At 39.4% G+C, this 14,049-nt stretch carries 12 protein-coding genes and 3 riboswitches; of the genes, 7 read left to right on the forward strand and 5 right to left on the reverse strand.

Annotated elements, in window-relative coordinates; all coding sequences use genetic code 11:
- Positions 1 to 14: 14 nt before the first annotated feature.
- Positions 15 to 878 carry a prenyltransferase gene (locus tag E2L03_RS12230; RefSeq protein ID WP_206698961.1) on the reverse strand — a complete coding sequence of 288 codons (864 nt, stop codon included), beginning with the start codon at positions 876 to 878 and terminating at the stop codon, positions 15 to 17.
- A 229-nt stretch (positions 879 to 1,107) separates the two neighbouring features.
- Here E2L03_RS12230 and E2L03_RS12235 point away from each other — a divergent pair, with 229 nt between their 5' ends.
- From E2L03_RS12235 to E2L03_RS12245, 3 genes are all read left to right on the forward strand, one after another.
- Positions 1,108 to 1,419, forward strand: a complete 312-nt coding sequence (locus tag E2L03_RS12235; RefSeq protein ID WP_078440195.1) for a hypothetical protein — start codon at positions 1,108 to 1,110, stop codon at positions 1,417 to 1,419.
- A 110-nt stretch (positions 1,420 to 1,529) separates the two neighbouring features.
- Positions 1,530 to 1,632, forward strand: a riboswitch (purine riboswitch).
- Positions 1,633 to 1,718: 86 nt separating this feature from the next.
- Positions 1,719 to 2,315 (forward strand): xanthine phosphoribosyltransferase, encoded by a 597-nt coding sequence (locus E2L03_RS12240; RefSeq protein ID WP_124741727.1) that lies wholly within the window; start codon positions 1,719 to 1,721, stop codon positions 2,313 to 2,315.
- Between the two features lie 18 nt (positions 2,316 to 2,333).
- A complete protein-coding gene (locus E2L03_RS12245) occupies positions 2,334 to 3,851 on the forward strand; it encodes an NCS2 family permease (protein ID WP_243839526.1) in 1,518 nt (505 codons plus the stop codon).
- A 25-nt stretch (positions 3,852 to 3,876) separates the two neighbouring features.
- Here the strand turns inward: E2L03_RS12245 and E2L03_RS12250 are convergent, their stop codons facing one another.
- Both E2L03_RS12250 and E2L03_RS12255 read right to left on the reverse strand, forming a co-directional pair.
- Positions 3,877 to 4,305 carry a YrvL family regulatory protein gene (locus E2L03_RS12250; RefSeq protein ID WP_134259289.1) on the reverse strand — a complete coding sequence of 143 codons (429 nt, stop codon included), beginning with the start codon at positions 4,303 to 4,305 and terminating at the stop codon, positions 3,877 to 3,879.
- 18 nt (positions 4,306 to 4,323) lie between these two features.
- Positions 4,324 to 5,340, reverse strand: coding sequence for an SEC-C domain-containing protein (locus tag E2L03_RS12255; RefSeq protein WP_134259290.1), 1,017 nt, complete (start codon positions 5,338 to 5,340; stop codon positions 4,324 to 4,326).
- A 234-nt stretch (positions 5,341 to 5,574) separates the two neighbouring features.
- Positions 5,575 to 5,677, forward strand: a riboswitch (SAM riboswitch).
- A 54-nt stretch (positions 5,678 to 5,731) separates the two neighbouring features.
- Positions 5,732 to 5,861, forward strand: a riboswitch (cobalamin riboswitch).
- 143 nt (positions 5,862 to 6,004) lie between these two features.
- On the opposite strand from E2L03_RS12255, the gene metE reads away from it, so the two are divergent.
- Entirely contained in the window at positions 6,005 to 8,284 is a 2,280-nt protein-coding gene (gene metE / locus E2L03_RS12260) for a 5-methyltetrahydropteroyltriglutamate--homocysteine S-methyltransferase (protein ID WP_134259291.1), read from the forward strand.
- Between the two features lie 212 nt (positions 8,285 to 8,496).
- On the opposite strand, the gene E2L03_RS12265 is transcribed toward metE, so the two are convergent.
- Together E2L03_RS12265 and E2L03_RS12270 are read right to left on the reverse strand one after the other, a co-directional pair.
- Positions 8,497 to 10,122 carry a carbon starvation CstA family protein gene (locus E2L03_RS12265; RefSeq protein ID WP_095149908.1) on the reverse strand — a complete coding sequence of 542 codons (1,626 nt, stop codon included), beginning with the start codon at positions 10,120 to 10,122 and terminating at the stop codon, positions 8,497 to 8,499.
- A 16-nt stretch (positions 10,123 to 10,138) separates the two neighbouring features.
- Positions 10,139 to 10,657: a DUF8052 family protein gene (locus E2L03_RS12270; RefSeq protein WP_038478457.1), complete on the reverse strand. Its 519-nt coding sequence runs from the start codon at positions 10,655 to 10,657 to the stop codon at positions 10,139 to 10,141.
- Positions 10,658 to 10,818: 161 nt separating this feature from the next.
- Here E2L03_RS12270 and E2L03_RS12275 point away from each other — a divergent pair, with 161 nt between their 5' ends.
- The 3 genes from E2L03_RS12275 to E2L03_RS12285 all read left to right on the forward strand — a co-directional run bounded on the left by E2L03_RS12275 (position 10,819) and on the right by E2L03_RS12285 (position 14,024).
- On the forward strand, positions 10,819 to 12,228 hold the full coding sequence (locus E2L03_RS12275; protein WP_095149910.1) for an NAD-dependent succinate-semialdehyde dehydrogenase: 1,410 nt from the start codon (positions 10,819 to 10,821) through the stop codon (positions 12,226 to 12,228).
- A 111-nt stretch (positions 12,229 to 12,339) separates the two neighbouring features.
- Positions 12,340 to 13,263, forward strand: a complete 924-nt coding sequence (locus E2L03_RS12280; protein ID WP_095149911.1) for an ABC transporter ATP-binding protein — start codon at positions 12,340 to 12,342, stop codon at positions 13,261 to 13,263.
- Positions 13,263 to 14,024, forward strand: coding sequence for an ABC transporter permease (locus tag E2L03_RS12285; protein WP_124741733.1), 762 nt, complete (start codon positions 13,263 to 13,265; stop codon positions 14,022 to 14,024). The genes E2L03_RS12280 and E2L03_RS12285 overlap by 1 nt, the downstream gene beginning before the upstream one ends.
- The last annotated feature ends 25 nt before the right edge of the window (positions 14,025 to 14,049 follow it).

The following is a 14,049-nucleotide window of genomic DNA, read 5'->3' on the forward strand; positions in this document are numbered from 1 at the left end:
TTATCACTCCTACTTTAAATAATCCCGTAAATCAATAGAGATACTACGATAACGATACCGCTTCGAGTAGTTGCTTTTAAGGACGCCCCCATTAATTGCCCATAAACCGGGCTTTTGTTGGTTGGGCCGAGTTTCCTATATACACTAGCAAGCGGAATGGCAGCAACTAATGCAACAATAGCGTACCAAGGTAAAACATGAATAACGCTTAAACATAAAATGGAGAGAAAGGCAAGTGCAGCCAAACTTTTTGAGAAAATCAGACCACCTTTTTCCCCCCATAAAACAACCAATGTTTTTTTGCCAGCCTCTTGATCAGAACGCCAATGAAGAAAATGATGGTTAAACAAAATAAGCGTTGTGAAAAGCCCTATTGGTATGGAAAGCAGGAAAGCCTCCATAGGCAATGACCGGGTCATCACAAAATAACTACCAGTTATCGGCAACACACCAAAAGCAAGAAAAATGGCAATTTCACTATAGCCTTTCCCTCTATAACCAAACTTTAAAGGCGGTGCTACATAGAAGTAAGCGATGAGTCCACCAGCAATGGCAAAAAGCAGTAATTCCCAACCGCGTAAAATGGCTAAAAGTAGTCCTGACACAAACGCAATCACGAACAAAGCCCAAGTGACAAATGCAAATGGACCTTCGCCCACTTTTCCATTCGCTAATAATCGTGAATTAGTCGAAATGGATTCTTCAGATTTTTCTGCTTGCGTATCAACACCATTGCGGAAGTCCCATAAATCATTAATCATATTTGAAAACAAATGAGCTGCTAAAGCTCCAATTAAAGTTAGGAGAAAAAAGAACAGGTGAAAGGTTCCGTCCCATGCATAAGCAGCAACAGATCCCATTGTAATTGGTAAGATCATAACAGGAAGTACTTGAGCTCGAGCGGCTTTAAGCCAAAATGTAATTGTTTGTATGTTGATTCACCTCCTGAAATCCACAGACAACTTAGCTGTCCAATGATGACTATACACGTTGCTATTTAAATGCACAATAAAAGAAGCTTACAGATTGATGTTTGGAAAAACTTACTGATGTGCTATGCTAGTAAGAGAAGAAATCGCTTTAATTTCTTTGAAAGAAGGGAACGACTTGGAACATACTGATCTTGTTATTGAACGAAAAAAACTACCAATCTTGTTACGTTTAGGAAAAGTGTTAATGGCGTTAATTGGTTTAACAGGTGTTGTAGCAGGAATTATGATGGCTGCAACACAAGAGGGAAGCATGATACAAGCTTTTTTAATTTTAATGGTATCCATTCTTAGCCTGGGTATTTCATTACTTCGTATTCAAACGGTAACATGTCCTCATTGTCAAGCAACGTCAACGATTCATACGTTAACGGTCGATTTTGAATGTCGTCGCTGTTTAAAGCCGACTGCTATTAAATGGAAGAAGTAACGAAACCGGTGTTTGTAACCGGTTTTTCTTTTTTTAGCAACATTTTCTGCGAAAAAACCCTTTCTATTTATGCGTTTCTTCTTTATAATGTATCCATTAGCAACTTGTAAATACGAATATTATAGCTTACTCGTATAATAGCGGTAATAAGGTCCGCGAGTCTCTACCAGACTGCCATTTAACGGTCTGACTACGAGTGATCCATTTTTGCGCGCTTTTTACATCATGTAGAAGCCGAAAGATCACTCGGAGAAGTCCGTTTATCTTTCGGCTTTTTTCTATTTTTAGGAGGATGAAAAATGAAACAATTAAAGGAAGCAATTTTGGAAAGAGGAACGGTTTTATCGACTGGTGTTTTAAAGGTGGATCAATTTCTTAATCATCAAGTTGATACTACGTTAATGTCAGAAATTGGAGTGGAATTTGCACGATTATTTGAGAATGATCAGGTAACAAAAGTGATTACAATTGAATCATCAGGTATTGCACCAAGTTTTATGTGTGCGCATCAGTTACAGGTACCACTCATTTTTGCGCGTAAGAAAAAATCGTTAACGATGAATCAAGCAACTGTTTACTCTAGCCGTGTTTATTCCTTTACCAAGCAAGAATATTCCGAAGTGACGGTTTCAAAAGAGTTGATTGAAAAAGGAGACCGAGTCCTGTTAATTGATGATTTCTTAGCGAATGGGGAAGCGGCATCTGGTTTAGTGAGTATCGTTGAGCAAGCCGGTGCAACCGTTGCAGGCGTAGGGATTGTTATTGAGAAATCATTTCAAGATGGTCGTAAAAAGCTTGAAGAAAGAGGTTTGCGAATTGAATCACTTGCAAGAATTGCTTCTCTAGACGGTTCAACAGTAACATTCATTGATGAAACTGCTTTAGTAAACAACTAACGAAGGATGGGATGTTTTGTGAACCAGGTACATTACCCGTTATTTAAGAGGCAAGATGTAGATGCGTTTTTTGCACTCTTTCAAAATAATTTAGCTAATTTTGTTGTGATCACTGTCTCTTTACTAGCAATGGGCTTTTCAACGGACCTTGTGTTTGGAAGGATTATTCCAGGTGTAGCGGTTGCTGTTATTGTTGGTAATCTATATTATGCGCATATGGCAAAGCGTTTAGCAGAAAAAGAGAATCGGAGTGACGTTACAGCTCTCTCTTACGGTGTATCCACGCCAGTGATGTTTGTCTTTTTATTTGGGGTAACGGCACCGGCACTCGCGTTAACGAATGATCACGAACTGGCTTGGAAAATTGCAGTTGCCGCTGCTTTCTTATCAGGACTTGTAGAAGCACTTGTTGCGTTCTTTGGGAACTGGGTACGTAAGCATACCCCCCGACCAGCGCTTTTAGGCGCTTTAGCCGGGGTAGCGTTTACGTTTGTTGCCGGTGAGATGTTGTTCTCAGTTTTTGAGATTCCAATTATTGGACTTGTTGCCATGGCAGTGATTCTAGTTGGTTTTGTTGCAAAAGTAGGTCTTCCATTTAATATTCCTGCTTCTTTATTAGCAATCATTGTTGGGGTTGTACTCGCTTTTGTACTTGGTTATCAAACGAGTAGTGACTTAACTACAGCGTTAAGCAATGTTGGTTTTTATCCTTTTTTACCTACACTTGCGGCTTTTGAAGGGATGAGCTATCTATTTGGTGCACTTATCGGTCTTCTAGGAATTTTAATACCTATTACGATTTATAATGCAATTGAAACAATGAATAACGTAGACGCCATGTCAGCTGCTGGAGATTCTTATGATGTGAGAGAATGCCAAGCAGTAGATGGCATTGGTGCGATGTTAGGTGCTTGTTTTGGTGGGATGTTCCCAACCACCGTTTATATTGCAACAGTTGGAGCGAAACAGCTTGGGGCTGGACGTGGTTATAGCATTCTAAATGCAAGTATCTTTGCCTTAGCCTCAATTACAGGGTTAATTGGCGCGTTTTCCGCTTTAATTCCAATGGCAGCTGTTGCCCCAATTCTCGTATTTGTTGGTATGTCGATGATTGGGAGTACATTTGCTAATAACGCTCGTCGCTACTATCCTGCGATTGCATTAGCGATGCTTCCATATATCGCTAATTATATGATGACACGCTTTAATAACGGTGCTCCAGAGGTTGTGGCTGGAATATCAGAAGGAATTGTCCCTCTCGGACAAGGAGCGATGTTTACGGCCATTATTCTTGGAGCCATCACGGTCTTTTTGATTGATAAAGATTTTTATAAGGCAAGTATATTCTCTCTTATTGGAGGACTACTCTCATTCTTTGGCTTTATGCACGCCCCTTCTCTCGCGCTAAACGCGGCATTTGACTATACGGTAGGGTATGTGATCATCGCATTATTCTTTCTGTACACAGGCTATCGTGAAGCAAAGAATACGGCTGTTTCTCACGAAAGTGAAAAAGTAGAAAAAGTAGCTTCATAAACAAAAAACAAACCCGCTGACAACGTCAACTGGGTTTGTTTTTTTTAGTAAAATCTTTATTAGTAAGTAATGTTTCGATGGTAACGATGAGAAAAGCTAATGCAGCTTGAGTGATAATAGGAATGGTAATGGTTGTGAAATTTTTTTCTAAAACATGTATGAGCGGGAACACGAAAAGAAATTGTATCGTAATTTCTGCTGTTTTCTGAAGTGGGTAGCCGTTTATTTTAGGAACAATCGTGTTGATCATTCCTTTTGTTACAATCTCAATAATAAAGCTACCAATAACAAAAAAGAGTACAAACCAAGCTAAAGCCCAAAGTGAATCATATTCTATTCCAAGTAAGTAAAACAGGCTGATTATGCCAAAGTAGTAAACGGCAAAGAAAAACCCAAAAACAAGGGATAAAAGTAAGCTAATACCTATAATGATGCTAAGGGACGGTTTTCGCATGGTTTAAACCTTCTTCATTTACACAGATTCAGTTGCCCGTAATTCGTTCGTAATTTCAATGGAACGGGTAGAAATAGTTGATGCACTAACATTGTATTTCTCTGCCAGAGCCTTCTGCGTTACCGAAAGTGGAGCGAATTCTTGTAGTGCGTATTCCATTGCAGCTGCGAAAGCTTCTGGCTTACGAATGGTCACTTTTTTCGCTGTTGTAAAAGCATACCATTTCTCTAATGCCAACTGCTCAATTTCTGGAGAGTGTTGGTCTTTTTTTAATCCTTCTAATAAAATTGTAGCCGTTTCTTTGACTTGTTCAGAAGACCATTGAAAGTCATCTGCACTTTTCACAACTGCTTCATTCTCTGCTAATAAAGAAGAAAGTAGCTGCGGCCATTTCGCTGTAAACGGATCGTCACTTCCATTGGATTGGAAAGCGTCAATTTTTTGCTTAATCTCGGCTGTTTTCACTGGACGATTGCTTATAACTGGACCGATGAACGTCATACTGATTTCACCTTTAGCAGGGAATCCAATAATGGTGGAGCCTGGTTCTACTGTTTCATTATGCTCAGAAGGGATAAGGTGTGTTACAGTCTCACCAGTAAATAAGTTGAGGCTTTCGCATTCTGTTTCATTGGTTAACGTTAAAACTTCAAGTACAGCTGGTTTTGTTTCTTTCCACGTCTCAATAATGTTTGCCGTTTGTGGGCGCTTGATTTTTCTAATTTTCGTTTCCAGAAAAGTATCATAAATGGTCTGCCCGTTCTCTTGTATCGGTCTATGGAATATGAGCCAAACGAGTAACATACTAGATAACGTTTCCGTTACGTTCTCTTCTACGTCTGGGTACACATGGTGGTAGCTTTGCACCCAATTTGTCAGCTCTTTTTGATATCTTGTAAAAGCTGTATAAAGCATTTCTGTTTCTAATTGATGGAGCTCTTGTGTGACGATTGCTTTCGATTCATTTTTTTGCATACAACATTTTTTATATTTCTTGCCACTGCCACATAGACAAGGATCGTTTCTTTTTAACATACATGTTCCTCCTTACGTCAACTTAACTAGTTTAACAGATTTTACTGATAAAAACAGGGGTTTACCACTGACATTTTTTGATTGCTCACCTTGATAATGGATAAGAAGCTATTTCGTCAAGGGAGTGAAAGGACACAGTTGATCGTACTAAACGGACAAGGTCTGAAAAATTACCTTTTGACAGATTTGCTTTTGTGTGCTAAATTAATTGAATACTCATACATAAGAAAACACTCTTTATATTGAGAAGTGGAGGGACTGGCCCGACGAAGCTTCAGCAACCTTTCTTTTAGGAAAAGGTGCTAATTCCAGCAAAGGAAACTTTGGAAGATAAGGGGGATGCGGTGATGTCGCATAAACCCTTTTCATTCGAAAAGGGTTTTTTTCAATTTCATAATCAAAACGAATCGGTGTAGCGTTTCGCTGCTTAAAAGGGGAACTTGGTGTAAATCCAAGACGGTCCCGCCACTGTGACGTACATTGTACGAAGTCAGATTGCCTGCCGAATCGTTCTGCTTAGCTCTACGCGGATCTAGAGAGGAGTGGAAATGTTGCCTTTAAAACTAGCTGTCTTGTCACTAGTGACTTTTTGGTAGATTTCCTATCCCTTTCTCTTGAAAGGGATTTTTTTATGATGAGTACAACTTTTTGAGGAGGCAAAAGAATGAGTAGTGTGAGAAGTTCAAGTTTGGGTTTTCCAAGAATTGGGGAACAACGTGAGTGGAAAAAAAATCTTGAAGCTTATTGGAACCAAAAAATATCAAAAGAGGATTATGTAACGAAGCAAAAAGCGTTGCGCCTTGAAAATTTACAAAAGCAAAAAGATGCTGGACTTGATTTGATTCCTGTTGGCGATTTTACTCACTACGATCATGTGTTAGATACAGCGGTAGCGTTTGGATTAGTACCTGATCGTTTTTCATACGATGGTGGAGAAGTTGATTTAGATACGTATTTTGCGATTGCGCGAGGAAATGATAACGCCGTTGCTGCTGAAATGACAAAATGGTTTGATACAAATTATCATTATATTGTTCCAGAGCTAAATGGTAGGGAGCCAGAATTAGTTCATAATCGTTGGTTAACGCTCATTGAGGAAGCAAAGAAAGAGCTTCATATTGTTGGAAAGCCTGTTATTTTAGGCCCTGTTACGTTTGTGAAACTGTCAAAACAGTATGGCAATCGTTCGTTTGTTGATCATGTCAGAAGTCTATTGCCACTTTATACTACAGTATTAAACGAACTTGCAAACGCAGGTGTGGAATGGATTCAAGTAGATGAGCCGATTTTAGTTGGCGATGTATCAGACGAAGAATGGTCCATTATTGAAGAAGCTTATGATTGGTTCGCAAAGTCTGCTCCTGATGCAAAGATACTACTCCAAACTTATTTTGAAGGAATTGGTGCGTTAGATCGTGCTACAAAGCTAGCTGTTGCTGGTCTCGGATTAGATTTCGTTTACAGTAATAGTTTGGAGCAATTAAAAGGAACTGACTTTCCGAAAGACAAGACATTAGCTGCAGGTTTAATTGATGGCCGAAACATTTGGCGTACTGATCTAACAGAGACTCATTCTATTGTGAAAGAAATTTTAACAGTGGTTTCTGAGGAACAATTAATTATTCAGCCATCATGTAGTCTTTTACATGTGCCAGTTACGTTAAAGCATGAACAAAAGCTTGAGAGTGATTTAAAAGCAGCACTTTCTTTTGCAGAAGAGAAATTAACAGAATTAGATCAAGTGAAAAGCGTCGTAAATAAGGAAAATGAACCTGAACGTTTACAAGCTGGTAAAGAGGCAATTGAAGCGTTAAATCAATCGGCAAGTCGTACAAATAAAGAAGTTCGCGAAGCGTTAGAACGGAGTAAGAAAGAAGATTCAAAGCGCGAGGTTCCGGCAAATAAACGGATGGAGCTTCAGCAAGAAGTGTTCCAATTTCCTAGCTTACCAACAACGACAATTGGTAGCTTTCCTCAATCCCCTGAAGTGCGTAAAACAAGGCTACAATGGAGAAGAGGAGAGATTTCAAACGAAGCATATGAAGCGTTTATTAACGCAGAAATTAAACGGTGGATTGACATTCAAGAGGAAATTGATTTAGACGTACTCGTTCATGGAGAATTTGAACGAACTGATATGGTTGAGTTTTTCGGTGAAAAGCTTGGTGGATTTGAATTTACATCAAACGGATGGGTGCAGTCATACGGTTCACGTTGTGTGAAACCACCGATTATTTACGGAGATGTTTACTTCCAAGAGGCGATGACAGTAAAAGAAACCCTTTACGCTCAATCCTTGACAGAGAAACCGGTAAAAGGGATGCTAACGGGTCCTGTAACGATTTACAATTGGTCATTCCCACGTACAGACTTACAACCAGGCGATGTGGTGAACCAAATAGCATTGGCACTTGAAAAAGAAGTGCTTGCCTTAGAAAGTGCTGGCATTACAGTGATTCAAGTAGATGAACCAGCATTAAGAGAGGGATTGCCATTAAAAAGAAGCAAGTGGACAGATTACTTAAACCAATCAGTAGTGGCGTTTCAGCTATCTGTAAAGTCTGTTCAACCTGAGACACAAATTCATACCCATATGTGTTATTCGGATTTCCAAGATATTATTCAAGCGATTGATGGATTAGATGCAGATGTCATCTCTATTGAAATGTCTCGAAGTCACGGAGAATTAATTACTGCGTTTGAAGATTACACGTATAGCAAAGGCATTGGTTTAGGCGTATACGATATCCATAGTCCAAGAGTTCCGACAGAGGAGGAAATGGAAACAAGTATTAACCGAGCCCTTCAAGTGCTGGATCAGCGAATCTTTTGGGTGAATCCAGACTGTGGTTTGAAAACGAGAAAAGAACCAGAAACGGTAGAGGCGCTTAAAGCGATGGTAAAAGCAGCGAAGAACAAACGTAAGGAACTTCTCGTCAAATAATAGCCTATTGAAAGAGGCTGGGACAAAAGTAGATAGACAGACCAAAATGACGAACATTCCTGAAAATAGGAACGTTCGTCGTTTATTTTATATGAAAATTAACGGAAGGATTCTCCTGTAGCGGTGCTACTCAGAATATTTTAGACTATTCGTCTTTTCAAATACTACTTTTCGTTATGTCCCAGCCTCTTTAGTTAGAACTCCAAACGTTTCTACGCATTTAAATTAGTTGAATCAGTTGGTTTATCTCTATTGCTAGCGCTTCTAGCTCCTTCAATTCCGAGGAAGACACACATGACGAAAAGGATAAAGCAAATGACCGATAGCAGATAATTTTGCGCCATGAAGTTCGAGTAAAGCATGACAAGAAGTGCACTCGTTGTAACAATAAACATGAATACCATTGGAATGATAACGAACAATGCTTTTGATTTTGTTTTGACCAGCCACATCGTGACTGCTAAAAGTGCTAAGGCACCAAGCATTTGATTGGCTGCTCCGAATAATGGCCAAACGGTTTGCCATGTTCCTGTTAAAGCCAGGGCCGTTGCACCAGTTAGACCAGCCACCGTAGCAAAATGTTTGTTCGACAACAGTTTCACATTGATGCTCTCACCAAGCTCCGATACAGTGTACCTCATTAAACGTGTGGCAGAGTCAAGAGTAGTCATAAGAAAAGCAGAGGCAGCTAATGCTGTAAACGTTATACCTGCTTGAACAGGCAGTCCCCACGTATTCATGAACTCACCAATTCCTAATGAAAAAACGCTAATTGGATCGTTATACTGCGCCATTAGTGCTGAGAATTCGCCCATCGTTAAGTAAGCTACAGAACCGATTGCAATAATGGCAACGAATGCTTCAAGTAGCATCGACCCGTACGTGATAAAGCGTCCATTTTTTTCGTTGTCCAATTGCTTAGAAGTCGTTCCAGATGATACTAATGAATGAAACCCAGAAATCGCACCACAAGCTATGGTAATAAATAAAATAGGAAAAAGAAAGCCTAGTTCACTATTATAAAAACCAGTAAAAGCTGGCATTTGAATAGTTGGTCTTGCAATCAAAAGTCCTAAAAATGCCCCACCAATTAAGAAATACAACATAAATGAGTTCAAGTAATCTCTGGGTTGAAGCAACAACCATACAGGTAATACAGATGCAAAATAGGCGTAAATAATTAAGATAAAGGACCATGCCGTCGCACTTAGTTCGATTGGGAAATTCAAGCCAAACCAAATGGAACCGACCATCGCGATGGACCCAAGGATAGTCGCGAGTACAAGATTCATTCGTACTTGGTTAACAAGTAAGCCAAAAACCATTGCAACTGCAATAAATAAAAGGGATGCTGTTGCTGCGCCTGGAAAGGAAACAAATGTATTGGCAACTAATATGACAAACACGCCGACAATTAATATTAATGTAGCAATCGCAAAGGATAGGAACATTAGCTGTCCTCGTCGACCCATATACTCCTTAATGACTTCTCCAATTGATTTCGCTTTGTGACGAACAGACGCTTGTAGTGATGCATAATCATGAGTACCACCAACAAAAATGCTTCCAATGATGATCCAAATAACGGCAGGTAGCCAGCCAAATACAATCGCTGCTATTGGACCAGTAATAGGACCACCACCAGCAATAGTCGTGAAGTGATGACCAATAAGTACTGGTGTCTTCGTTGGAATGTATTCTTTCCCATCATAAAGTGTGTGTGCAGGCGTTTGCCTACTACTATCTATTTTGAGTCGCCTCTCTAAGTATTTCCCGTATGTGAAATAGGCAACAATTAGCACACCACCACAAAGTAGCATCAATGTAACAAAATTCATTCTAAAACCTCACCTTCTAATTCTCCGTTATTGACTCAATAAATGATTTAATAAACGGGTAGCCTTTCTTGTTCATCGTGACTCTTTGATCAGGTAGTGAAAGAACTGCTAGATAGCGTTCGTACCAACCTGATTTTCCCCATTGAATAAATGAAACTTTTCTAGTCTTTTTTGCTTTTCTCTCTATTATAGGATCAGGTGAGTTGGTTGTTAAAAATAGGCCAATATAAATGGATGACATATGACTTGCACGCTTGCTTTTATGTTGACGTATATACTGATCTAATTCTTGTTTGAATTGTTCGAATTCTTCGAGGGTAGCTGTTTTTGCTTCATACAAGAAGATGTGTTGATTATTTTCAACACTCCATACGGTAACATTCTTTGTGAACATATACCGGTCATCACGTCGGTAATAGTGTGCACTAAACCGAAGTGGAAGGCTTTCCAGCTTGTCATTTCCGTATACGTCAAATTGATGTTTAAGCGTGTTCTCTAGTTGATTGATAAACCTTTCCGCCTTCGTAATTGACACCTCCTCTTAAAACTTGATTATAAATGAATGAATGCTTCTAATTATAAGGACGTTCTCTTAAAAGTTCAATACTTTCTGTTAATTTAATTTTCCCAAACGAACGTTTTAAAAAAAGATAGCAGGGAACAAACACCAAAAAGAGTGTTGAAAGGAGTCAAAGAATGAAGCTGTATGTGAATGGTAAATGGATTGGTGAAGAATTGGAGCAGCTTGACGTTACAAACCCAGCGAACGGTGATGTGGTGGATCAGGTACCAAAAGGGGGAGAAAAAGAAGCTGCACTTGCTGTAGATGCTGCTGCATATGCGTTTAAATCATGGTCAACACTATCAACGTACGAGCGTTGTGAGAAATTGGAGTTATGGCATCATCATATTCATGAACAAACAGAAGAACTGGCAAAGCTGATGACACTAGAACAAGGAAAAGCCATTAAAGAAGCGCGCGGTGAAATTGGCTACGCAAATTCGTTCATTAAATGGTATGCAGAAGAAGGAAAGCGAAATTACGGGGAAACGATCCCTGCAACAACAAGTGATAAACGGCTCTTTGCGATTAAACAACCAGTTGGCGTTGTTGCAGCAATTACACCGTGGAATTTTCCAGCGGCGATGATTACACGAAAAATTGCTCCGGCATTAGCAGTAGGCTGTACAGCCGTTATTAAGCCAGCATCACAGACTCCGTTAACTGCTTTAAAACTAGCAGAACTAGCAGAAAAAGCTGGCATCCCAGCCGGTGTTATCAATGTCGTTGTAGGTTCTTCTAGTGACATCTCTAAGGTGTGGCAGGAAGATAAACGTGTCCGTAAATTAACGTTTACTGGTTCAACAGAAGTGGGTAAAAAGCTAATGAAAGACGCAGCAGAGACGATGAAAAAAGTGTCATTAGAATTAGGTGGTCATGCTCCTGTTATCGTCTTCAAAGATGCGGACTTAGATCGTGCTGTTGAAGATACAGTCGCATCTAAATTTAGAAATGGTGGACAGACATGCGTCTGTGCGAATCGAATATACGTAGAAGAGTCTATTGCAGAGACATTTACAGCTAAAATAAAAGATGCAGTTCAGAAGCTAACAGTAGGCGATGGATTAAATGAAGAAACAGATATAGGTCCGTTAATTGATCAAGATGCGGTTGATAAAGTATTGTCTCATATTGCAGATGCGGAAGAAAAAGGAGCAACGGTCGTTACAGGTGGTAAGAACACGGAGGGTCTTTTCATGGAACCAACTGTACTAACGAATGTAACGGACGATATGGCCTGTATGGTAGAAGAGACATTTGGACCAGTAGCACCAATCGCTACTTTTAAAGAAGAAGAGGAAGCAATTGAGCGAGCAAATGAGTCTATTTATGGCTTAGCTGCCTATGTGTTTACAAAAGATATTAATCAAGCCTTTCGTGTCTCAGAAGCATTGGAATATGGCATTGTTGGATTAAACGATGGTGGTCCTTCCGCTGCTCAAGCGCCATTCGGCGGATTTAAACAGAGTGGTATCGGTCGCGAAGGCGGGAAGCAAGGAATGGAAGAGTATCTTGAAACGAAGTATGTGTCATTCAAGTTGTAAGAGAAATAGCCTTGGTTATAACCAAGGTTTTTTTCATTTTCTATTGAATTATAATTTATCTTAGTGTACTATTTAAGTAGAACACCGATACAGGGAGTGGAGGGGACAAATATGGCTGACTATCCTTTGCAAGTAAAAGGATTAAACAAATCATTTGGGAAAGCTCATATCATTAAAGACATGAGCTTTCAGTTACAGCGGGGACAAATCTATGGTTTCTTAGGACCTAATGGATCTGGTAAGACAACTACGATTCGAATGATCGTATCGTTAATTAAGCCGAATTCAGGAGATGTTCTCATTGAAGGGAAAAGTATTCAAACGGATCGAAAAGCGGCTTTAGCAAAAATTGGCGCGATTGTAGAAGATCCAGATCTATATGGTTACTTAACAGGGCAACAAAATCTTGAGCATTTTGCTAGGTTAAGCAATGAAACCATCTCTAAAGAGCGTATTCAAGAAGTGGTTGCTTTGGTTGAACTACAAGATGCCATGAAGAAAAAAGTGAAAAATTATTCTCTTGGTATGAAACAGCGATTAGGAATTGCGGTGTCTCTTTTACATAAGCCATCGGTTCTTATTTTAGATGAACCAACAAATGGTTTAGATCCTAAAGGCATACGTGATTTGCGCTTCTATCTACAAAGGTTAGCAAAGGAAGATGGTGTAACCTTACTCGTATCAAGCCATCAGCTGAATGAAATTGAAATGTTATGTGATCGAGCCATTGTCATTAAAAAAGGCGAAGTCGTTGATGAAATTTCTATGAATGAAAGTCAAACAATAGAAAAAACATTAACCGTGAAAATAGAAGCGAAGCCTGTACAAAGAGCTCTTGACCAATTAGCACCATTTGGGGCTGTTAAACAGAATGGAGATACACTTGAGCTTGAGAAACAATCCTATGAGGATATCCCAACAATCATTAGCGCATTAGTAAAAGAAAACATTGAAGTGTTTGGTGTGACCTATCAAAATCGTCTAGAGGATGCATACTTTACGCTAACAGAAGAACAGGAAGAAGGTGTATCTTAATGGGCATTATCTATAATGAATGGTTAAAGTCTTGGTATGGTCGCAAAGTATGGTTATTTGCTCTTATTATGCTTCTGTTTATTGGTGGTGCCGTTGCGCTCTTTCTATTTACTCAAAATTTAGGAAGCCCAATGGTGGCAGACGATTTTGCTGAAGTGAGTGTGTCTGTCTTTCCGACTTTCGTGATGTTATTTGGTGTAGTGCTGATTGCTGGAGCGATTGCAGGTGAATTTTCAAGTGGAACGGTTAAGCAATTACTTATTCGGCCAACATCTCGCCATGCGATTTTGTTTGGTAAATGGTTTGGGAATCTTCTACTCGCAATATTCATGTTAGTTGCTATTGTGCTATTGTCTACTGTCATTGGATTGATCGTGTTTAGCACAGAGGGCATGTCAACAGGTGAAACATTTAAAACGATTTTCGAGATGGCTATCTATCAGCTTCCGACACTTGTCTTCTACATGGCTCTAGCTACATTAATTGCCGTCTTAACAAAAAGTACAGCGTTAACGATTATTATTACGTTTGCACCGTTGTTCTTTAGCGGTATTTTGCAACTGTTTATTAGCCAGTATGAGTGGTCAAAATGGCTTATTGTCTCCCATATTGAATTTTTTAGTAACTATTATGATAGTGAAATAATGTTTGTAGAGCCACCATTTGAAAGTATGTGGGGTTCGTTAGCGTTTTTAGGCGCTCATATTGTTGTAATTCTTATTGCGGCTCATCTTGTATTTAAAAAAAGAGATGTGCTTTAATAAAAGAGTCAGGCGATTACTCCGC

Source organism: Shouchella oshimensis (assembly GCF_004375095.1).
GTDB classification, from domain to species: Bacteria; Bacillota; Bacilli; order Bacillales; family Bacillaceae_D; genus Shouchella; species Shouchella oshimensis.